The 19,495-nt window shown below is 66.3% G+C and carries 13 protein-coding genes and 1 pseudogene; 5 read left to right on the top strand and 9 right to left on the bottom strand.

All coding sequences use genetic code 11. The features are described from left to right. Nucleotides 1-6 precede the first annotated feature (6 nt). Both ACW179_RS04865 and ACW179_RS04860 read right to left on the bottom strand, forming a co-directional pair. Nucleotides 7-1,389, bottom strand: a complete 1,383-nt coding sequence (locus ACW179_RS04865) for an ApeA N-terminal domain 1-containing protein (RefSeq protein WP_492063173.1) — start codon at nt 1,387-1,389, stop codon at nt 7-9. A 438-nt stretch (nt 1,390-1,827) separates the two neighbouring features. Continuing rightward, complete coding sequence (locus tag ACW179_RS04860) at nt 1,828-2,952, bottom strand: IS481 family transposase (protein WP_492059470.1); 1,125 nt, start codon at nt 2,950-2,952, stop codon at nt 1,828-1,830. Between the two features lie 217 nt (nt 2,953-3,169). On the opposite strand from ACW179_RS04860, the gene ACW179_RS04855 reads away from it, so the two are divergent. The 3 genes from ACW179_RS04855 to dnaA all read left to right on the top strand — a co-directional run bounded on the left by ACW179_RS04855 (nt 3,170) and on the right by dnaA (nt 6,251). Beyond that, on the top strand, nt 3,170-3,958 hold the full coding sequence (locus ACW179_RS04855) for an enoyl-CoA hydratase (RefSeq protein WP_492063172.1): 789 nt from the start codon (nt 3,170-3,172) through the stop codon (nt 3,956-3,958). Nucleotides 3,959-4,107: 149 nt separating this feature from the next. After that, nucleotides 4,108-4,383 carry a 30S ribosomal protein S20 gene (rpsT, locus tag ACW179_RS04850; RefSeq protein WP_492063171.1) on the top strand — a complete coding sequence of 92 codons (276 nt, stop codon included), beginning with the start codon at nt 4,108-4,110 and terminating at the stop codon, nt 4,381-4,383. A gap of 401 nt (nt 4,384-4,784) precedes the next feature. Beyond that, entirely contained in the window at nt 4,785-6,251 is a 1,467-nt protein-coding gene (dnaA, locus tag ACW179_RS04845; RefSeq protein ID WP_492063169.1) for a chromosomal replication initiator protein DnaA, read from the top strand. A 283-nt stretch (nt 6,252-6,534) separates the two neighbouring features. Here the strand turns inward: dnaA and ACW179_RS04840 are convergent, their stop codons facing one another. The 4 genes from ACW179_RS04840 to ACW179_RS04825 all read right to left on the bottom strand — a co-directional run bounded on the left by ACW179_RS04840 (nt 6,535) and on the right by ACW179_RS04825 (nt 12,719). Further along, nucleotides 6,535-6,705, bottom strand: a complete 171-nt coding sequence (locus ACW179_RS04840; RefSeq protein ID WP_492063168.1) for a hypothetical protein — start codon at nt 6,703-6,705, stop codon at nt 6,535-6,537. Nucleotides 6,706-6,734: 29 nt separating this feature from the next. Continuing rightward, nucleotides 6,735-9,560, bottom strand: a complete 2,826-nt coding sequence (locus tag ACW179_RS04835) for a [protein-PII] uridylyltransferase (protein ID WP_492063167.1) — start codon at nt 9,558-9,560, stop codon at nt 6,735-6,737. Nucleotides 9,561-9,579: 19 nt separating this feature from the next. Further along, nucleotides 9,580-12,279, bottom strand: a complete 2,700-nt coding sequence (gene mutS, locus ACW179_RS04830) for a DNA mismatch repair protein MutS (protein ID WP_492063166.1) — start codon at nt 12,277-12,279, stop codon at nt 9,580-9,582. Nucleotides 12,280-12,461: 182 nt separating this feature from the next. Beyond that, complete coding sequence (locus tag ACW179_RS04825; RefSeq protein ID WP_492063165.1) at nt 12,462-12,719, bottom strand: type II toxin-antitoxin system RelB/DinJ family antitoxin; 258 nt, start codon at nt 12,717-12,719, stop codon at nt 12,462-12,464. Nucleotides 12,720-12,824: 105 nt separating this feature from the next. Here ACW179_RS04825 and ACW179_RS04820 point away from each other — a divergent pair, with 105 nt between their 5' ends. Further along, nucleotides 12,825-13,100 (top strand): type II toxin-antitoxin system YafQ family toxin, encoded by a 276-nt coding sequence (locus ACW179_RS04820; protein ID WP_492063164.1) that lies wholly within the window; start codon nt 12,825-12,827, stop codon nt 13,098-13,100. 100 nt (nt 13,101-13,200) lie between these two features. Here the strand turns inward: ACW179_RS04820 and dnaJ are convergent, their stop codons facing one another. Next, a complete protein-coding gene (gene dnaJ, locus ACW179_RS04815) occupies nt 13,201-14,349 on the bottom strand; it encodes a molecular chaperone DnaJ (protein WP_492063163.1) in 1,149 nt (382 codons plus the stop codon). Nucleotides 14,350-14,512: 163 nt separating this feature from the next. Continuing rightward, nucleotides 14,513-16,408 (bottom strand): annotated as a pseudogene (gene dnaK, locus ACW179_RS04810) (molecular chaperone DnaK); the annotation flags it as partial. 510 nt (nt 16,409-16,918) lie between these two features. On the opposite strand from dnaK, the gene ACW179_RS04805 reads away from it, so the two are divergent. Beyond that, nucleotides 16,919-17,536 (top strand): alpha-ketoglutarate-dependent dioxygenase AlkB, encoded by a 618-nt coding sequence (locus ACW179_RS04805; protein ID WP_492063162.1) that lies wholly within the window; start codon nt 16,919-16,921, stop codon nt 17,534-17,536. Nucleotides 17,537-17,719: 183 nt separating this feature from the next. Here ACW179_RS04805 and ACW179_RS04800 read toward each other — a convergent pair whose 3' ends face one another. Next, nucleotides 17,720-18,919, bottom strand: coding sequence for an IS256 family transposase (locus ACW179_RS04800; protein WP_492059584.1), 1,200 nt, complete (start codon nt 18,917-18,919; stop codon nt 17,720-17,722). Nucleotides 18,920-19,495 lie beyond the last annotated feature (576 nt).

The following is a 19,495-nucleotide window of genomic DNA, read 5'->3' as shown; positions in this document are numbered from 1 at the left end:
CAGGGTTCAGGGCACACTTGCATCGCCGGAAGGGACTAGAAAACGTGCGAGATCGCGGATCGGGTGTGGATCGGCCGCCAAACGGGTAACATCCACGCCAAGATCTTCGAGCGTGTGCAGAAGCAACAAAGCAGTCGCTACCCCCTCTTCAGCGACGAACGCAGCGCCATCATTGATCGCACGATCAAATGCGGCGTGGAAAAGGCTGGCTCGCCGTTTCTGAATGCGTTTGGCCATTTCGCCCGGAGTTCGGAAGCCGCGACTATTAATGTGTAGAATTGCCCGGTCGAGGAGATTTCGCAAAGCAGGTGACTTTTGATCGACGACCCTAATGTGCTTGTTGGAAAATTGCAGGATACTTGGGTCTTCAGCGCTGTCGATCCAAGCGAAAAACTTCGATTGGTGGGCCAAGAACGAGGTCTCCTCCTCGGTGGCGTAGCGTGTTTGGAGATAACGCTCCAAGATCGGCATCACTATCGAGAACCTGTCGTTCAGATTCGTAGAACGCAAGCGGGCGAACTCTGCAGCATGGATGCGGGCAGTCAAATCCTCACGCGCAGCAAAGAATCGGCCAAGAATGTTGTTCAGCGTTAGATCTTCCTGCCGCAGGCTCAGACATTCGTGACGGTAAGGCAGGCTGCGTTCACGCCATTCGTATCCGCTGAGCTCCAATTCCCCATCCTTCGGAAACTCATGCCCGTCGACCTTGTAACTGTCCGCAATCCAAAGCCGTAGCGGAGGCAAGCGGCTTTGGTGGCCGATGAGGAAGCCGAATAGTCGGTGCAGATCAACGAAAAGTGTCATCACATCATTGAGCGATGACAAATTGGGAAACTTGATCTGTACGAAGGTTCTAGGCCTGTAGGACAGTGAGCGGCGGGAGCCAGCATCACTAACTTGCGACTTGACGGTCAGTTCGCCGCCGCCCGGCAGGCCGACGTATTCTTCTTCCGGCCGATTGGTCGAAATCGATACGACGCCTTCGGTGGATCGGTCGGTGTTTATCGTATCATGGCCAAGCCAAACGCCGAGTGCCTCGCATTCGAAGGCAAAGCCAGCGATGGTGGGGACTTCCAGATCCGGGATGGCAAGGTCGCTGAGCAAGCCGTCGAACTCACCAGAGATGATCGTGGGCGTGCCTCTTGTCTTTATGCCAAGGGAGCCAGCCTTGACCTGCAGCACTCTAGGGCGGACGAGCGTGCAGTCGCGTTCAAAGTTGACTAGGCCGACGACAGGCTGATCCCATTCAAACGGCGTTTGATCATAAAATTCGGTAAGCGATTTGCGCTGCCGGGCTAACTCGAACCTCCAGCAGTCACCCGGCTTGGCCGGGGGTGTCACTGTCCCGGTCCATGCTTCCTTGCTTTGGTCGGGGTCGGCAATGCGCATCCAAGTCGTCATCGTGAACCTTTGACATGTCCCGTGGTGATGCTTGCTATTCAATCCAACAAGTCGGACGCCCCGCGTCCCGCTCATCCTTAAATCTCCTGGAGGCTGCAGCGTGCCGGTCTGTCCAGGTCAGTCAAGGACTGGCCTTGCAGGCCAGCCGCGCGGCGGCGGCCCGGAGGGCCGTCCTTGAGTGACCTGGACAGACCGGCGATCGTCTCGCCGTGAGATTTAAGGAGGGCTCCCTTCGGCGCGAAGGCGGGCGGGGCACATCTCCAATAAAGCACCGTCATTCCCGCCCTTGTGGCGGGAACCCCTGGTTCAGCCGTCACGTGAAGCGCCAGCGGGGTGCGCGCGCACCCCGCCCCTCCCGCCCCTGCGTGTTTGGACCGGGGACATCCGTGACAGGTGTTCGGAGACATCCGTGACAGGTTGAGGATGCTATTTTGCGGTCCTCAGGTCGATGGTTTTGAGACGTTGGGTCTGGAAGAAGACGTCGAAGACGCCATCGGTCTGGGTGGCTCGCAGGGCGACAGCTTTTCCAGCGAAGGCTTTTGGGACCTTGAGCGGACGGTTGGCAAAACTGAGATGGCCCCCTTGCTGGACCCGGCGAACCTGGTCGTCGGGTCCGTACTCGAAGGGCGGGATGACGGGCTGGTAGGGCCTTGGACTGTGTCGGTAGCGATCGACGGGAACCGCCATGTCCAGGGCCTGGTGAGGCCGGACCAGATTGTAGATGTCGCGCCAGTGATCGAGCGCGCGGGCCGCATGGTCGAGGGTCTCGAAGGGGGTGCTCAGGGCCTCGGCCTTTAGGGTGCGATGGAAGCGCTCGTCCTTGCCCAAGGTCTGGGGATGATAGGGCCGGGAGTGGCTGATGCGCACGCCCAGCTCGATCAGCCACACGCCCAGCGGGGTGTAGGGATCGCCGGGGCCGTTGCCCCAGGGCGAGCCGTTGTCGGTGGCGATGCGCCAGGGCAGACCATAGCGCGTAAAGGCCTGGATCAGTTGATCCTTGACGGTCTGGGTCTTCTGGTTGGCGCAGGCGGCCAAGACCACGGCAAACCTCGAGTGGTCGTCCAGCACCGTCAGGGGATGCAGTCGCCCTGAGCCCAGGGCCACGTGGCCCTTGAAGTCCATCTGCCACAGATCGTTGGGCTGGGGATGCTCGAAGCGGATGAAAGGCTGAGCGCCGCCGCCTTCACCGCCCAGCGCCACACCACCCCGGCGCAGGATCTGGGTTACCGTCGAGGGGGCTGGAGCCTCAAGCCCCTCACGCCGCAGCACCGCCGCGATCTTGCGGCCACCCCAGGCCGGATGCTCCGCACGGACCTGAAGCGTCGCATCCTCAACCGCCGTCTCCGTGCGCCGGGGCGAGGTCCGCGGTCGGCGAGATCGCGCCTCAAGGCCCGCATCGCCTTGCTCCCGATAGCGCGCCATGAGCCGGTAGCCCAGCGTCGCGCTGACCCCGAACCGCCGGCAAAGCTCCCGCCTGTTACAGCCTTCAACCAAGGCCAGCCGTACAAACTCCCGTTTGCGATCCATCGCAGACACCCCCGTGAACGGCATCCCGACCTCCCTCTGAGATCGGAAAATGTGTCACGGATGTCTCCGAACACCTGTCACGGATGTCCCCGGTCCAAACACTGCGGTGGATAGAGGGGTTCCCGCCACAAGGGCGGGAATGACGAGAATTGGAAGGGCGATGGACGGGCAAACCATCCAGGCCCCTCCCCTTCGCCGCGCACCGCTCTATAAACATGCCACATCCTCAAGGAGCGCGCGCGTGGCCTACGAAACCCTGATCGTCGAAACCGCCCCGGAAGGCGCCGCCGGCGTCGTCCTGATCCGGCTGAACCGGCCCGAGGCGCTGAACGCCCTGAACGCGGCCCTGCTGGGCGAGCTGGCCCAGGCGCTGGAGGCGGCCCAGGCTGACGAGACCGTGGGCTGCATCGTGCTGACGGGCTCAGCCAAGGCCTTCGCGGCGGGCGCCGATATCAAGGAGATGTCGGAAAAGTCGTATGCCCAGATGTTCAAGGCCGACTTCTTCACGGCCGGGGCCCGCGCCATCGAGCAGTGCCGCAAGCCGATCATCGCGGCGGTGTCGGGCTATGCCCTGGGCGGTGGCTGCGAGCTGGCCATGATGTGCGACTTCATCTTCGCCTCGGATACGGCCAAGTTCGGCCAGCCCGAGATCAATCTGGGCGTCGCGCCCGGCATCGGCGGCACCCAGCGCCTGACCCGCTTTGTCGGCAAGTCCAAGGCCATGGACATGATCCTGACCGGCCGGATGATGGGCGCCGAGGAGGCCGAGCGCTCGGGTCTGGTCAGCCGCATCTTCCCGGCCGACACCTTGCTGGCCGAAACCCTGGCCGTCGCCGGCAAGATCGCCGCCCAGTCGCCCCTGGCCGTGGCCATGAACAAGGAGCTGGTCAACGCCGCCTATGAGACAACCCTGACCACCGGGGTGGCCCTGGAGCGGCGCCTGTTCCACTCGCTGTTCGCCTTCGAGGATCAGAAGGAGGGCATGGCCGCCTTCGTCGAGAAGCGTAAACCCGACTTCAAGGGCCGCTGATATCCGGATGCGGCTTCTGGTCGCACCTGCGCGAGATTGGTTTCACCAGCCCGTTGACCCGGGGCCAGGGTTCCCGTATATCCGCGCGCTCAAGATTTTCCCTGCTTCGCGGCTGTCCCGCGCGGCTGTCCGTTTCGAGGTCCAACTCCATGGCCAACAATCCCGGCGCCAAGAAGGCGATCCGCAAGATCGCTCGTCGCACCGAGGTCAACACCGCGCGTCGTTCGCGCGTGCGCACCTTCCTCCGCAAGTTCGAAGACGCCGTCTCGGCCGGTGATGTCGCCGTCGCCAAGGCTGCCTTTATCGAGGCTCAATCGGAACTGATGCGCGCCGTTTCCAAGGGCGTGGTTCATCCGAACACGGGCTCGCGCAAGGTGTCGCGCCTGGCCGCCCGGCTGAAGAAGCTGGACAAGGCCGCCGCCTAGTCAAAACTCTGGACGAACTCGGTTCGTTCAATAGTTTCAAGTGGTTACAGGAGCCGGCTGGAGCGATCCAGCCGGCTTTTGCTTTGCGTTGAAATGCACGCATCGGCGAAATAACAACGTCCGAAAATTAGTGGACTTAACTATTCCCTTGCCGGGCGAGGGGCGCTCGCGAGTCAACAGAAATATCCGCGATCGGACGCAAGTTTTCCGTTTGACCAGCAGGGGCTGCTGGCTAGTTTAAGGATCTCAGCGCTCTTCCAGCTCATGGATGAAACGGTAATGGCGGAGACCCTCGGGTCGCCGGTCGAGAACCTGTGTGTGCTGGGGGAGAAACCAATCGTTCGCCATGGGGGGCGGCGGCTGGCGTTCGGACGGTTGTTTTTGTGCGAGGCGGTGGACTGATGACAATCAAGGGTGGGGTAGCGAGCCAGGCGTTTTCGGCTGCGATTCCTGCGGTTGCCTGTGAGCCGGCCGGTGGCGTCTGGCACAAGGCCTGCGTGGCGCTGAAGCGCGAGCTGGGCGACGCGTCCTTTGGCTCGTGGATCGCGCCTGCGGTTCTGCGCGAAGGCCCGTCCGGCGAAGTGGTCCTGGTCACCCCGACCGGCATCGCTCGCGACTGGATCCGTCGCAGCGCCTGGCGCCGCATCGGCGAGCTGTGGACCGCCAACGATCCCGCGGCCCGTCGCATCGAACTGATGTCGCGCCAGGAGTTTGAAGCCTCGGTCGGCGCCTGTGGCGACGGCGCCAAGGCTGAACCCATCGAGATCGTGCTGCCCGTGTCGACCGATGCGCCCTCGTTGGCCCCGGTGCCGACCGGCAAGCCCTCGCGCACCCAGGGCCTGCAGGAGCGCTTCTCCTTCGATACCTTCGTTCCGGGTCCGGCCAACGAGTTCGCCCACGCTGTGGCGCGCCGGATCGCCAACTGGGCCGACGGCCATTTCAACCCGGTGCTGTTCCACGGCCCCTACGGCTTTGGCAAAACCCACCTGCTCAACGCCCTGGCCTGGGAGGCCATGCGTCAGGCCCCGACCAAGCGCGTGGTCTATCTGACCGCCGAGCGCTTCCTGTCGACCTTCGTGCGCGCCGTGATGGATCGCCAGACGGCCGCCTTCAAGGAAGAGCTGCGTGCTGCCGACCTGCTGATCATTGACGACGTGCATTTCATCGCCGGCAAGCAGTCCACCCAGGAAGAGCTGTTCCACACCCTGACAGCGCTGGTCGAAGAGGGCCGCCGCGTCGTCTTCTCGTCGGACCGTCCGCCGTCGGCCATGACCGAGATGGACGCCCACCTGCGCTCGCACCTGTCGGCGGGCCTGGTCTGCGGCCTGGAGCCGGCCGACCGCTCGCTGCGCCTGGGCATCCTGGAGCGCAAGATCCAGACCCTGTCGGGCGCGCACGGCTTTGAGCCGACCATGCGCCCGGAAGTTCTGCAGTTCCTGGCCGACCGTTTCACCGACAGCGTCCGCGAGCTGGAAGGCGCGCTCAACACCCTGTCGGCCCGGGCCGGCGAGGGCCTCTCGCGCCTGACGCTCGACGAGGTGCAGGCCATCCTGCGCCCGCACCTGCGCACCGGCGAGAAGCGCATCACCATCGACGACATCCAGAAGGCCACCGCCGAGCACTACGGCATGAAACAGGCCGACCTGCTGTCCGAGCGCCGCAACCGCGCCATCGCCCGTCCGCGCCAGGCGGCCATGTGGCTGGCCAAGCAGCTGACCACCCGTTCGCTGCCCGACATCGGCCGGCGCTTCGGCGGTCGCGACCACACCACCGTCCTGCACGCCGTGCGCCGCATCGAGGCCCTGCGGATCGAGGACAACGCCCTCAACCAGGACCTGGAAGTGCTGACCCGCAAGCTGCGGGGCTGATCTGGGGTGGAATGACGAACAGGGGCCGTCTGGTGGGCGGCCCCGTTCTATCGCACGGCCTCATACCAACAGCCGTTGATACTGACCTCAGAGGGTCCAGATCTGAAAACACCCCGTCACCCCGGGACTTGTTCCCGGGGCCCATGGGTCAGCTTCACCGTGAAAGTTCTATTCGTCGCCGCACCTGCGGTGGAACGATGGGCCCCGGGAACAAGTCCCGGGGTGACGAAGATATAGAGCTCAAGGAGTCAAGCTCAGCGGCGGTTGGTATTAGCCGGCCTGCTCACGACTTGGACGACAGGTCGGGCCGCGAGGCCAGTAACGCCGCGCGTTCGGCTTCCGTCAGGGTCTTGGCGCTCTTGCGCCGGACCACCTTGGGCGTTGGCCGGGCATAGGCCCCGGCCGGAGCGGCGGCGGGTTTCAGATCGCTCAGGCGTTTGATGGGCGGCTTCATCGATTGTCCCCAGATCGGCTTTAGCCAGACTACCGCGCTACGCTGGCCCGCGCACGCTTGAGTCCCGGGCGGGTATTGGGCGCGCCGGCCTCATTGGCTTCCAGCGCCGCCAGCAGGTCGCCTTTCAGCGCCGTGATCCTGCGGGTGTCGGCCAGTTTTCCGCCCTCGGCGGTCTGGACATAGAAGGCGTCGACCGCGCGCTCGCCATAGCCGTCAATATGGGCTGACTGGATGGACAGGCCGTTCTGGGCCAGGGTCTGGGCCAGGGCGTGCAACAGCCCCGGGCGGTCGCGGCCCGAAGCCTCGACCACCGTGGCGTCATCAGACGACTCATTGTCGATCACCACGCTGGGCGCGATGGTAAAGGCCGCCGTGCGCGAGGCTTCAGTGGTGCGACGGGGCTCAAAGCTGAGGGTCTCGCCGCGACTGGCGGCCTCCAGGGCGTCAGCCAGGCGGCGCAGGGCCCGGGGGTTTTCACAGCCCAGCGGCGCGCCGGTGATGTCCTGCACATGGAACACGTCCAGGGCCTGGCCCTGGCGCGAGGTGAAGACCCGCGCGCCCACCACATTGCCGCCCAGCGACGAGATGGCCAAAGCCAGGTCAGCGAACAGGCCGCGCCGGTCCTTGGCGGCCACCACCACCTCGGCGGCGTTGGCCCCGGGCGTGACTCGGCCCTCGGCGGCGGCCCCGCCCTGGATGGCGGCGCGGCGAGCCAGGGCGGCATGGTCCTTGAGGTCCTGGGCCGGGAAGGCCCCGAAATAGGCGGCCTCCATGGCGCAGGCCCAGCCCTTGGCGGCGGGATCGTCAGCGACCAGGGCCTCGCGCGCCGCCTCCGCGGCGGCCTCCTGATGCCGTTGGATGCTGGCGGCGGCATCTGAGCCCCGTCCGCCCCGGAACACGGCCTCGGTGGCGTTGTAGAGCTCGCGCAGCAGCTGGCCCTTCCAGCCGTTCCAGACGCCCGGCCCCACGGCGCGAATGTCGGCGACGGTGATGACCAGCAAGAGGCGCAGGCGCTCGGGATTCTCGACGATGCGGGCGAAGGCGGCCACCGTGCCGGGGTCGGAGACATCGCGCTTCTGGGCGAAATCGCTCATCACCAGATGGTGCTCGACCAGCCAGGCGACCAGCTCGACCTTGGCGCGGTCGACGCCCAGGCGCTCGCAGGCGCTGCGGGCGCTGCGGGCCCCGGCCTTCTCCTGGCCGCCCACCCCGCCCTTGCCGGTGTCGTGCAGCAGCATGGTCAGGAACAAGGCCTCGCGGTCCTCGATCAACGGCATGATGGAGACGGCCAGCGGATGGTCGTCGGCCAGGCGCCCGGCGGCGATGTCGCCGATCACGCCCACGGCCCGCAGGGTATGCTCGTCCACCGTATAGGAGTGGTACATGTTGAACTGCATCTGGGCGACGATGCGGCCAAATTCGGGGATGAACCGGCCCAGCACCCCGGCGTCGTTCATCAGGGTCAGGGTGCGATAGCTGCGCTTGCCCCGGGCCAGAAGGTCGAGGAAGGCATGGCAGGCGTCCTCGTCGCGCCGCACGCGCGAGGTGATCAGGGCCAGCGACCGGGTCACGGCCGTAAAGGCGTCGGGGTGCAGGTCCAGGTCGCGTTCGTCGGCGATCTTGAACAGGCGGATCAGATTGACCGGATCGGCCTCGAACACTTCGGGGCCGTCGATGTTCAGGCGGCCGCCGTCCTCGTAGAAGCCGTCGACATCCAGTGCCTTGCGCTTGGGCCGCCCGCCGCCCGGAAGAAAGCGAGAAATGCCCTTGGGCTCGTTCTTGAAATGCTCGGCTTCCAGCTTGGCCGAGAAGGCGCGGGTCAGGGCGCCCACTTCCTTGGCGATCAGGAAGTAGCGGCGCATGAAGCGCTCGACCGCCGGGGCGTCGCCCCGGTCGCCATAGCCCATGCGGCGGGCGATCTCGGGCTGCAGGTCAAAGGTCAGGCGCTCTTCCGGCCGGCCGGTGGCGAAGTGCAGGTGGGCGCGCACGGCGTGCAGGAAGTCGAAGGCGCGGATGAAGGCTTTCGCCTCGCGCCGGTCGAACACTTCCAGCTTGAAGACGTCTTCGGGGCGATCCACGGGGTGCAGATACTCGGCGATCCACATCAGGGTGTGCAGGTCGCGCAGGCCGCCCTTGCCCTCTTTGACATTGGGCTCGACCATGTAGCGGCTGGCCCCGGCCCGGGCCTGGCGATCGTCGCGTTCCTTGAGCTTGGCGGCCACGAACTGGGCACCGGTGCCCTTCATCACATCGTCCTGGAAGCGTTTCTTCAGGTCGGCGGCCAGGCGCTCGTCACCCGTCAGCCGGCGGGCCTCCAGGATGGTGGTGCGGATCGTGAAGTCCTCGCGCGACAGGCGCACGCATTCCTCGACCGTGCGCGAGGCGTGGCCGACCTTGAAGCCCAGGTCCCACAACGCATAGAGCATGAACTCGATCACGCTCTCGGCGTGGGGCGTGGTCTTGTAGGGGCGCAGGAACAGCAGATCGATATCGGAATAGGGGGCCAGGGTGCGCCGGCCATAGCCGCCGACGGCCAGCAGGCACAGGCGCTCGCCCTCTGTCGGGTTGCGGGCCCGGAACACGTGAACCGTCGTGAAGTCATAGAGGGCGGTGATCACCTCGTCGGTAACGCCGCTGAGCAGGCGCGAGGTCTCAAGGCCCCCTGCGCCATTCTCCAGCCGCTCCTTGGCGATCATCCGGCCGCGAAACAGCGCCTGTTTGAGGATCTCGATGGCGCGGGCGCGCTGGGCGGCCTCGTCGCCGAGACAATCCAGGGCGGCGGCCGACAGACGCGCACGCAGGGCGTGGCCGTCGACGACATGTTCCAGCGGGGTGGGGCGAAGGCGACGGGGCATGATGCTTACAGTTTACCGGCTAGGTCCTGAGGAGACCCTTAAGGCGATATAGGGCTTCGAGCGCTTCGCGGGGCGACATTCCGTCAACATCGAGATCTTTCAGGCCGGCCTCCACCGCACTGGGCGGGGCCTGGGCGGGGGCCGCTGCGGCCTGGCTCATCGCAAACAGCGGCAGGTCGTCGAGGCGGGCCGGTGACTGGTCCTTGCTCTCCAGCCGGTCCAGCACCTCGCGGGCCCGGGCCACCACGGGGCCGGGCACGCCCGCCAGCTTGGCCACCTGCACGCCGTAGGAACGATCGGCTGGCCCGGAGGCGGCCTCGTGCAGGAACACCAGGTCGCCGTTCCACTCCTTGGCGCGCAGCGAGAGGTTGGACACGTGGTCCAGCCGCGCCTCCAGCGTCGCCAGCTCGTGATAGTGGGTGGCGAACAGGGCGCGGCTTTGGTTGGTGTCGTGCAGGGCCTCGGCGCAGGCCCAGGCGATGGCCAGACCGTCATAGGTGGCCGTGCCCCGGCCGATCTCGTCCAGGATCACCAGGCTGCGCGGCGTGGCCTGGGTCAGGATGGCGGCGGTCTCGACCATTTCCATCATGAAGGTCGAGCGGCCCCGGGCCAGGTCATCCCCGGCCCCGACCCGGCTGAACAGGCGATCCACCACGCCCAACCGGAAGCTGGCGGCCGGCACATAGCAGCCCGACTGGGCCAGGATGGTTAGCAGGGCGTTCTGGCGCAGAAAGGTCGACTTACCGGCCATGTTCGGTCCGGTGACGATCGACAACCGCGCGGCGGTCTCGCCGGAGGCGTCCAGGCGGCAGTCATTGGGCGTATAGGGATCGCCGGCCCGCTTGACGGCCGCCTCGACCACAGGATGTCGGGCCGCGCGGGCGTCGAAGGCCAGGGACCGGTCGACGACGGGCCGGGTCGCGCCGGAGTCTTCGGCCCACTCGGCCAGGGCTGCGGCCACGTCGAGCCTGGCCAGCGCCTCGGCGGCGATCTGGATGGCGTCGGCCAGCAGGCGGGCTACCTCGCGCCAGGTCTCGAAGGCGGCGACCTCCATGGCCAGCACGCGCTCGGCGGCCTGGGCGATACGGGCGTCGAGGTCTGCCAGCTCCACGGTGGTGAAGCGCACCTGATTGGCCAGGGTCTGGCGATGGATGAAGGTGGCGTTCAGGGGCGGCTGGAACAGCGGGTCGGCCTTGCCGGCCGTGGCCTCGACGAAATAGCCCAGAACGCCGTTGTGGCGAATCTTCAGCGGCACGCCGCTGTCCATCACCAGCTGGGCCTCGAGGGCGATGATCACCTTGCGGCTGTTGTCGCGCAGGGCCCGGGCCTCATCCAGCTCGGCCAGCACCCCGGCGGCGACAAAGCCGCCGTCGCGGGCCAGGGCCGGCAGGTCAGGACCAAGCCCCGCCTCCAAGGTGGCCAGGAACCGCGCCAGATCCGCATTCAGGGCTGGGGTCAGGGCGCGAAAGGCGTGCTCCAGCTCGAACGGTGGCGAAGACAGGGCGTCGCCCGAGCCGGCTACCAGGGCGGCCAGTTGCTCGCCGATCTTCAGGGTGTCGCGGATGCAGCCCAGGTCACGCGGTCCGCCCCGGCCCAGGGCCAGGCGCGACAGGGCGCGGGCCATGTCGCCCGAGCCCTTCAGAATTTCCCGCAGCTTTTGACGCAGGGGCCGGTGCTCAACGAACCACTGGATCGCGTCCAGGCGCTGGTCGATCGCGGCCACGTCCAGCAGCGGCCGGGCCAGGCGCGAGGCCAGCAGCCGGGCCCCGCCGGCGCTGACTGTGCGGTCGATGGCGGCCAGCAGCGAGCCGTTGCGGTCGCCGCCCTGGGTGCGGTCGATCTCCAGGCTGCCGCGCGTGGCCGGATCGATGGCCATGACATCGGCGTCGGCCGCCCGGCGCGGTGCCCGCAGGGCCGGCAGCTTGCCCGCCTGGGTCATTTCCAGATGGGCGGCGATCAGGCCAAGCGCCCCGATCTCGGCCGGCGACAGCCCGCCAAAGCCGTCCAGCGTGTCGACGCCATAGAGGCGCTTGACCCGCGCCTCGGACGCCAGGGGCTCCGACAGGGCAGACGGCATCGGCTGGACCAGCCCGCCGCAGATCTTCAGGGTCTGGGAAATGGAGTCGTCCGACAGCAGCCGGTCGGCCACCAGGGTCTCGGATGGGGCCAGGGCGGCCAGGATCGCGGCGACGCCATCCTTGCTGACCGAAAACACCTCGACCTCGCCGGTCGACAGCTCCACCGCCGCCACCGCCGCCTGTCCGGCCCGCACGGCCACGGCGGCCAGGCGGTTGGCGCCTCGCGCGTCCAGCAGCCCATCCTCGGTGAGCGTACCCGGCGTAACCACCCGCACGATGTCGCGGCGGACGATGGATTTGGAGCCACGCTTCTTGGCTTCGGCCGGGTCTTCCATCTGCTCGCAGACGGCGACCTTGAACCCCAGCCGGATCAGCTTGGACAGATAGGCCTCGGCCGCGTGCTGGGGCACCCCCGCCATCGGGATCGGCTGGCCGGCATGGGTGCCACGAAAGGTCTGGCTGATGCCCAGCGCCGCCGCCGCACGGATCGCGTCGTCAAAGAACAGCTCGTAGAAATCGCCCATCCGGAAAAAGATCAGGGCATCGGGCTGCCGCGCCTTCATCTCGAAGAACTGCTGCATCACCGGCGTCGCGCCGGTGGCGTCATAGGTCTGGATGGTCGGAGCGGCGGGGGCGTTCATGACGCCATGACTTAACGTTTGACGCTGCTTCGCAGAAGCATCATGTATAATGTTCATGTTTTGTGCCGACACTTTATGCGGCTGGCGAGCGGGGCGGCATGAACCAAGGGGGGATGGCGAACTCAGCTGTCAGGGAATCCATGACAGCGGCGCTCAGGCGGGCGGAGCGTCTGGACGAAGCTTCAGTCGTTGAGGTCAGCCAGGGCCGCATCGACGGTCGCGAAGCGAACAAGTTCGCCCCGATCAGCCGCCTCGATGGCGGCGCGCGTCGTGGCGTTCGGTGTCCTGACATCAAACGGCAGAGCCTTTTCGGCGGCGACCCGAACCAGCATGAGGCGGATGGCGTCCGAGATCGTGAGGCCCATATCGGCCAGCGCCGCCGTCGCGTCCCTTTTCAGGTCCGCATCGATCCGCGCTCTAACGGTGTCCAGAGCGGCCATGCGGGTTGGTCCTTCAAGGGGCAGATTGTAGCTACAATGTAGCTACGGAGAGGCGATCGTCAATCTGAATCCGTCGCGCCTGGCCGTTACCATCGGAGACGCAGAATGCTGGGGCTGGAGATCACCGGTCAGTTCAAGCGTGACTACAAGCGCGAGAAGGCGGGGAGGCACGCGGACCTGGACGCCGTTTTCAAGACGGTGACGGCGTTGCTCGTCAGCGAGACGCCACTGCCGGTTGCCAACAAGGATCACCCGCTCAGGGGCGAATGGAAAGGGTGCCGCGACTGCCACCTCAAGCCCGATCTGGTCATGATCTATCGCAAGACCAAGACAGCGATCGAGCTTCTGCGACTAGGGTCTCACAGCGAGCTTTTTGGCTAGAGCAAGGATTGCCACGATTGAATCACGGCGTTTGCTCTAGGCTTTTGTTTTGACGCGCGTTTCATTCCGAAAACCGGTTCCCACTTTTCGGAACGCGCCCCTAGCTCCCCGTGACCTCGTCCCAGAACCGCCTGGCCTTGCCGACGAAGTTGGCAGACTTGGGGTTCTGCTTGTCGTCGCAGAGGCCGGCCAGCTCCTTGAGGAGCTCTTTCTGGCGAGCCGACAGGTGGGTCGGGGTTTCCACGAACAGTTCCACCAGCAGGTCGCCGCGCTGGCGGCTGCGCAGGGACGGCATGCCCTTGCCCTTGAGGCGGACGGTCTTGCCGGTCTGCGACCCTTCGGGAACCTTGACGGTGATCTTGCAGGCGCCGTCGCAGGCCTCGCCGCCCATCAGGCAGGGGGCTTCGATCTCGCCGCCCAGCGCGGCCACGGTCATCGGCACCGGTACGGTGCAGAGCAGGTCGAGACCATCGCGCTCGAACAGCTCGTGCGGGATCACCGACAGGAAGATGTAGAGGTCGCCGCGCGGGCCGCTGCGGGCCCCGGCGTCGCCTTCGCCCGACAGGCGGATGCGGGCACCGTCATCGACGCCGGCCGGGATGCGGACCGACAGGATGCGCTCGCGGCGCACCTGGCCATGGCCGTTGCAGCTGACGCAGGGGTCCAGCACCAGCCGGCCCGAACCGCCACAGCGCGGGCAGCCGCGCTCGACGGCGAAGAAGCCCTGGGTGGCACGCACCCGGCCCGCGCCGCCGCAGGTGCCGCAGACCGTCGGGCTGGTGCCCGGCTTCGCGCCCGAGCCGTCGCAGACCTCGCAGGTGATGGCGGCAGGAACCTTGATCTCGACCTCGGCACCGGCATAGGCCTGCTCCAGGGTGATCTCCAGATCATAGCGCAGGTCCTGGCCGCGCTGCGGGCCGTTCGAGGGACGGCGACCGCCCCCGAACATCTCGCCGAACACGTCGCCGAACACGTCGCTGAAGATGTCGTTGGGGTCGCTGCCGCGTCCGCCGCCTCCGCCTTGCGGGCCATTGACCCCGGCATGGCCGAAACGGTCATAGGCCGCGCGCTTCTGCGGATCCGACAGGATCGAATAGGCCTCGTTGATTTCCTTGAACCGGCCGGACGCATCCTCGCAACCGCCGTTGCGGTCGGGATGGTGCTCCATCGCCAGCTTGCGGAATGCGGACTTGAGGCCCGCGTCATCGCAGGTCCGGGTCACGCCGAGAACTTCGTAATAGTCGCGCATCGTCAGCGTCTGGCGCCCAAAAGGCCCACGGGAGAGGCGTTGATGTGAAGGGAGGTGGGATCGCGCGGCGCTCGGCGCAAGGCGTCAAATCCGCGCAAGGCCGTGCGGTCGCGCCGCGAAACGATCAGGACAGGAACGTTTCGCGGCGCGCGCATGGCGAGGGTTAGGACGCCGGCTTGGTGTCGTCGACTTCCTCGAACTCGGCGTCGACAACGCCGTCGTCCGCCGCAGCTTCGTCGCCGGCCGAGCCTTGTTGCGAGGCGTACATCGCCTCGCCCAGCTTCATCGAGGCCTGACGCAGGGCGTCGGTCTTGGCCTTGATCAGCTCGACGTCGTCGCCTTCCAGCGCGGTCTTCAGATCGGTGAGACCGGTCTCGATGGCCGCCTTGTCGTCGCCGGCGACCTTGTCGCCGTGCTCGGCCATGGCCTTTTCCGTGGCGTGCACGGTGGCCTCGCCCTGGTTCTTGGCCTCGACCAGAGCCTTCTTCTTTTCGTCGCCGGCCTTGTTGGCCTCGGCTTCCTTGACCATGCGCTCGATGTCCGCGTCGGAAAGGCCGCCATTGGCCTGGATGCGGATCGAGTGCTCCTTGTTGGTCGCCTTGTCCTTGGCGTGAACATTGACGATGCCGTTGGCGTCGATGTCGAAGGTGACCTCGATCTGCGGCACGCCGCGCGGTGCCGGGGGAATGCCCTGCAGGTCGAACTGACCCAGGAACTTGTTGTCGACGGCCATCGGACGCTCGCCCTGGAAGGCGCGGATCGTCACGGCCGACTGGTTGTCGTCAGCGGTCGAGAAGGTCTGCGAGCGCTTGGTCGGGATGGTGGTGTTGCGCTCGATCAGCGGGGTGAACACGCCGCCCAGGGTCTCGATGCCCAGGGTCAGGGGGGTCACGTCCAGCAGCAGTACGTCCTTGACGTCGCCTTGCAGAACGCCGGCCTGAACGGCGGCGCCCAGGGCCACGACTTCGTCAGGGTTCACACCCTTGTGCGGCTCGCGGCCGAAGAAGTCCTGCACCGCCTGCTGAACCTTGGGCATGCGGCTCATGCCGCCGACCAGGATCACTTCGTCGATGTCGCTCTTCTTGAGGCCGGCGTCCTTGAGGGCCTGTTCGCACGGACCGATGGTGCGGGCGATCAGGTCTTCGACCAGGGCTTCCAGCTTGGAGCGCGACAGCTTGATGTTCAGGTGCAGCGGGCCCGACGCGTTCATCGAGATGAAGGGCAGGTTGACCTCGTACTGGGCCGTCGAGGACAGCTCCTTCTTGGCCTTTTCCGCTTCTTCGCGCAGGCGCTGCAGGGCCAGCTTGTCCTTGCGCAGGTCGACGCCCTGCTCCTTCTTGAACTCGTCAGCCAGGTAGTCGACGATCCGCAGGTCGAAGTCTTCGCCGCCCAGGAAGGTGTCGCCGTTGGTCGACTTCACCTCGAAGACGCCGTCGCCGATTTCCAGGACCGAGACGTCGAAGGTGCCGCCGCCCAGGTCATAGACGGCGATCTTCTTGCCGTCGTTCTTGTCCAGGCCGTAGGCCAGGGCAGCCGCGGTCGGCTCGTTGATGATGCGCAGCACTTCCAGACCGGCGATCTTGCCGGCGTCCTTGGTGGCCTGACGCTGGGCGTCGTTGAAATAGGCCGGAACCGTGATCACGGCCTTGGTCACGGTCTCGCCCAGATGGGTCTCGGCCGCTTCCTTCATCTTTTGCAGGATGAAGGCGGAGACTTCCTGCGGGGAATAGTCCTTGCCCTGGGCCTTCACCCAGGCGTCGCCGGTCGGGCCCTTGACGATCTCGTAGGGCACCATGGCCTTGTCCTTCTCGACCACCGGGTCGGAGGCATTGCGGCCGATCAGGCGCTTGATCGCGAAAAGGGTGTTGGTCGGGTTGGTCACGGCCTGACGCTTGGCGGGCTGGCCAACCAGGCGCTCGCCATCCTCGAGGAACGCAACCACCGACGGGGTGGTGCGAGCGCCCTCGGCGTTTTCGATCACCTTTGGCGTCTTGCCGTCCATGATGGCCACACACGAATTGGTGGTGCCAAGGTCGATACCAATAATCTTGCTCATCTTACGAACCTGTCGCTCCTGTTGGCGGACGGCGGTGACAAGGGCCTCACGGTCAAGCGCCCCGGTTTTTCTCGCTCCGTCCCCGTCTGGTCGGACTCTCTAACGGTTGATCCAAATTCATTCCGACGCGGCCAAGGCCGTGCGGGCAGAATGGGTTCTTCGAAGTTGACGAGCCCGTCAACCCCGCTCGACGCCGGATATGGGGGATAGCCAGCCGCTCGCAAGCCCATTCCCTCATTCCGTGAAGGGGAATCTGCCTTCGCGCACGGAAAAACCGCTGCACCGAGCGGGCGCGACCGGTGGTTATGCCGGGTCATTTGCGTTCAGCCGCCCGCCTTGGCCACCCAGGCGGTGATCGCCGGCAGCCGGGTTTCGCGCACATTGAGGCGGTGGGTGACGCTGGCCTTGGCCTTCTCTGCCTCACGCGCCGCAAATAGCCCTGTGACTGAACAATGTTCCGACCCCTTCGCCGGGCGCGGCGCAAGGACCAGATTTCGGGCCTATAACGCCCTCATGATCCAGCCCCTTTGCGTTAGCCCGGGTTTCGACCTCTGGCCGGGCCTGCTGACCCCCGACGCCCAGCGCAACTTGCTGGACAGCGTTCTGGCGGCGAGCGCCGCCGCGCCGTTCGGCCATTACGCCACCGCCTATGGCAAGGCGATGAGTGTGGGCATGACCAGCCTTGGCCCGCTGGGCTGGGTCAGCGACGCGCAAGGCTATCGTTATGCCGCCCGGCATCCGGGAACGGGCGCGCCGTGGCCGGCCATGCCCCAGGCCCTGTTCGACCTGTGGGCCGACCTGGGCGACCCGGACGTGCCGCCCGACGCCTGCCTGGTCAATCTCTATCGCGGCGACGCCCGCATGGGTCTGCACCAGGACCGCGACGAGGCTGATCCGCGCTTTCCGGTGCTGTCGATCTCACTGGGCGACACGGCGGTGTTCCGCATCGGCGGGACATCGCGCAAAGACCCCACCCGCAGCCTGAAACTGACCTCTGGCGATGTCTGCCGCCTGTCAGGGCCCGCGCGTCTGGCCTTTCATGGCGTGGACCGGGTGATTGCCGGCTCGTCCAGCCTGGTGCCCGGCGGCGGGCGGATCAATCTGACGCTCCGGCGGGCTTTGGGTGCCTGAGCGAGCGCTATCCCCGTTGTCGCACGGGGATAGACCCGCGTAGACCCCAGCAAATTCAACGCCCTGACACCCGCCACCACCGTCACGATCAAAAATCGACGCACACCCCCGCAAGGTCGTGTCCCATCGCGTGGTGTAACTGCGTCGGCGTGATCACCGCGCTCTCCGGCTGAGCCGGATTGGTCAGGCCGCCATGATGGGCAGGCTGACGATGGGATCATCGCTCAAGGGAGCGACACTTTCCAGGGTCATGTAGCGGCATCGTTGGACGGCCCATTCGTCGTTCTGCTCGAGCAGAATGGCGCCGACGAGCCGGATGATGGCGGCCTCGTTGGGGAAGATGCCTACGACCTCTGTCCGGCGTTTGATCTCGCCATTGAGCCGCTCCAGGGAGTTTGTGGAGTGCAACTTGGTGCGGTGGGCGGCGGGGAAGGTCATGTAGGCCAGGACATCGGTCTCGGCCTGGTCGAGGAAGCCGGCCAGCTTGGGGAGTTTGGGCCGCAGTTGGTCGGCGACGCCGCGCCATTGGGTCTTGGCGGCCTGGGCGTCGTCCTGGGCGAAGGCCGTGCCGATGAAGGCCGAGACCATGGCGCGACCGCTCTTGCCGGCGTGAGCCATGACATTGCGCATGAAGTGGACGCGGCAACGCTGCCAAGTGCAGTTCATGATTTTGGAGACCGACGCCTTGATACCCTCGTGGGCGTCGGAGGTCACCAGCTTGACGCCCCGCAGGCCGCGCCGGGCCAGGCTTCTGAGGAAGTCCGTCCAGAACGTCTCGGCCTCGGAAGGGCCCACCGCCAGGCCCAGCACCTCGCGCCGGCCATCGGCGTTGACGCCCACGGCGACGATGACGGCCTTGGACACGATACGCCCGGCGGTGCGGTCTTTCACATAGGTGGCGTCGATCCACAGGTAGGGCCAGTCGCCCTCGATCGGCCGGGTCAGGAAGGCCTGGACGCGCTCGTCGATCTCCTCGCAGAGCCGCGAGACCTGGCTCTTGGAGATGCCGCTCATGCCCATCGCCTTGACCAGGTCATCCACCGAGCGGGTCGAGATCCCCTGGATGTAGGCCTCCTGGATCACCGCGGTCAGTGCCTTCTCGGCCAGCCGCCGCGGCTCCAAGAAGCCCGGAAAGTAGGAGCCCTTGCGAAGCTTTGGGATCCGCAGTTCCACCGTGCCCGCCCGCGTCTCCCAGTCGCGATCGCGGTAGCCGTTGCGCTGCGCCAGCCGCTCGGGGCTCTTCTCGCCGTGCGCAGCCCCAGTCAGGCCGCCCACCTCCAGCTCCATAAGGCGTTGGGCGGCGAACCCGATCATCTCGCGTAGAAAATCGCTGTCGCCGCTCTTCTCCATCAGCCCGCGAAGGGCGATTGTGTCTTCGGTCATCTTCGGTCCTTGGTTCAGGTTGAGCTTCGCAACCCAACCCTACCGAAGATCGTGGATGACCACCGCTACGCCGCTCGCTCGCTACGGCGCCATGGGGAAGGCGCGCGTCGCGAGCGGCTACGCTATCGCCAACGAGCTACACCACGTCCCGGGACACGACCCCCCCGCAAACCGGCCGCATAGTTCTCTTCGCCCCGCCACGGGGGAGGCCGTCCAGCTGGCGACCTGACGGGTGGTGGGGAGGGTCGAGCGGGAAGTGTCCGTCGGCCGTCGTTTGAAGGCCCGGCAGGGTCTGGCGGAGCAGGACAGCCCACAGGGGCGCTGCGTTGAGGCCAGGCCGGGACCGCCGGGAACACCCTTTGGCGACGCCCGCGAGGCGCGACAGGTCCGGGCTGAAATCGCCTGGACGGTCCGGGGAGCGCCATCTCCCCGCCCGCCGGAGGCCTCTTTGGAAGCGGGTTAAAACCCCGCGCCCCGAAGGCTTTCGTCCACCGATCCTGCGGAGCGCTCCGGCCCAGGCCGAAACGGTACTCCTCTACAAACACACATCCGGGTTTGGCCCGGACGCTCCGCCGC

The sequence above is a fragment of the Caulobacter sp. AVps18 genome, assembly GCF_058681425.1.
The sequence above is the reverse complement of the archived record's forward strand: the minus strand, read 5'-3'. Positions and strand labels throughout refer to the sequence as shown.

What these genes read in the sequence shown, in the direction of transcription:
- ACW179_RS04825 (WP_492063165.1), bottom strand. Translation starts at nt 12,719, where the DNA reads ATGGCCGCTCTGGACACCGTTAGAGCGCGGATCGATGCGGACCTGAAA.
- mutS (WP_492063166.1), bottom strand. Translation starts at nt 12,279, where the DNA reads ATGAACGCCCCCGCCGCTCCGACCATCCAGACCTATGACGCCACCGGC.
- ACW179_RS04840 (WP_492063168.1), bottom strand. Translation starts at nt 6,705, where the DNA reads ATGAAGCCGCCCATCAAACGCCTGAGCGATCTGAAACCCGCCGCCGCT.
- ACW179_RS04865 (WP_492063173.1), bottom strand. Translation starts at nt 1,389, where the DNA reads ATGCGCATTGCCGACCCCGACCAAAGCAAGGAAGCATGGACCGGGACA.
- ACW179_RS04860 (WP_492059470.1), bottom strand. Translation starts at nt 2,952, where the DNA reads ATGCCGTTCACGGGGGTGTCTGCGATGGATCGCAAACGGGAGTTTGTA.
- ACW179_RS04820 (WP_492063164.1), top strand. Translation starts at nt 12,825, where the DNA reads ATGCTGGGGCTGGAGATCACCGGTCAGTTCAAGCGTGACTACAAGCGC.
- dnaJ (WP_492063163.1), bottom strand. Translation starts at nt 14,349, where the DNA reads ATGCGCGACTATTACGAAGTTCTCGGCGTGACCCGGACCTGCGATGAC.
- dnaA (WP_492063169.1), top strand. Translation starts at nt 4,785, where the DNA reads ATGACAATCAAGGGTGGGGTAGCGAGCCAGGCGTTTTCGGCTGCGATT.
- ACW179_RS04805 (WP_492063162.1), top strand. Translation starts at nt 16,919, where the DNA reads ATGATCCAGCCCCTTTGCGTTAGCCCGGGTTTCGACCTCTGGCCGGGC.
- ACW179_RS04800 (WP_492059584.1), bottom strand. Translation starts at nt 18,919, where the DNA reads ATGACCGAAGACACAATCGCCCTTCGCGGGCTGATGGAGAAGAGCGGC.
- ACW179_RS04835 (WP_492063167.1), bottom strand. Translation starts at nt 9,560, where the DNA reads ATGCCCCGTCGCCTTCGCCCCACCCCGCTGGAACATGTCGTCGACGGC.
- rpsT (WP_492063171.1), top strand. Translation starts at nt 4,108, where the DNA reads ATGGCCAACAATCCCGGCGCCAAGAAGGCGATCCGCAAGATCGCTCGT.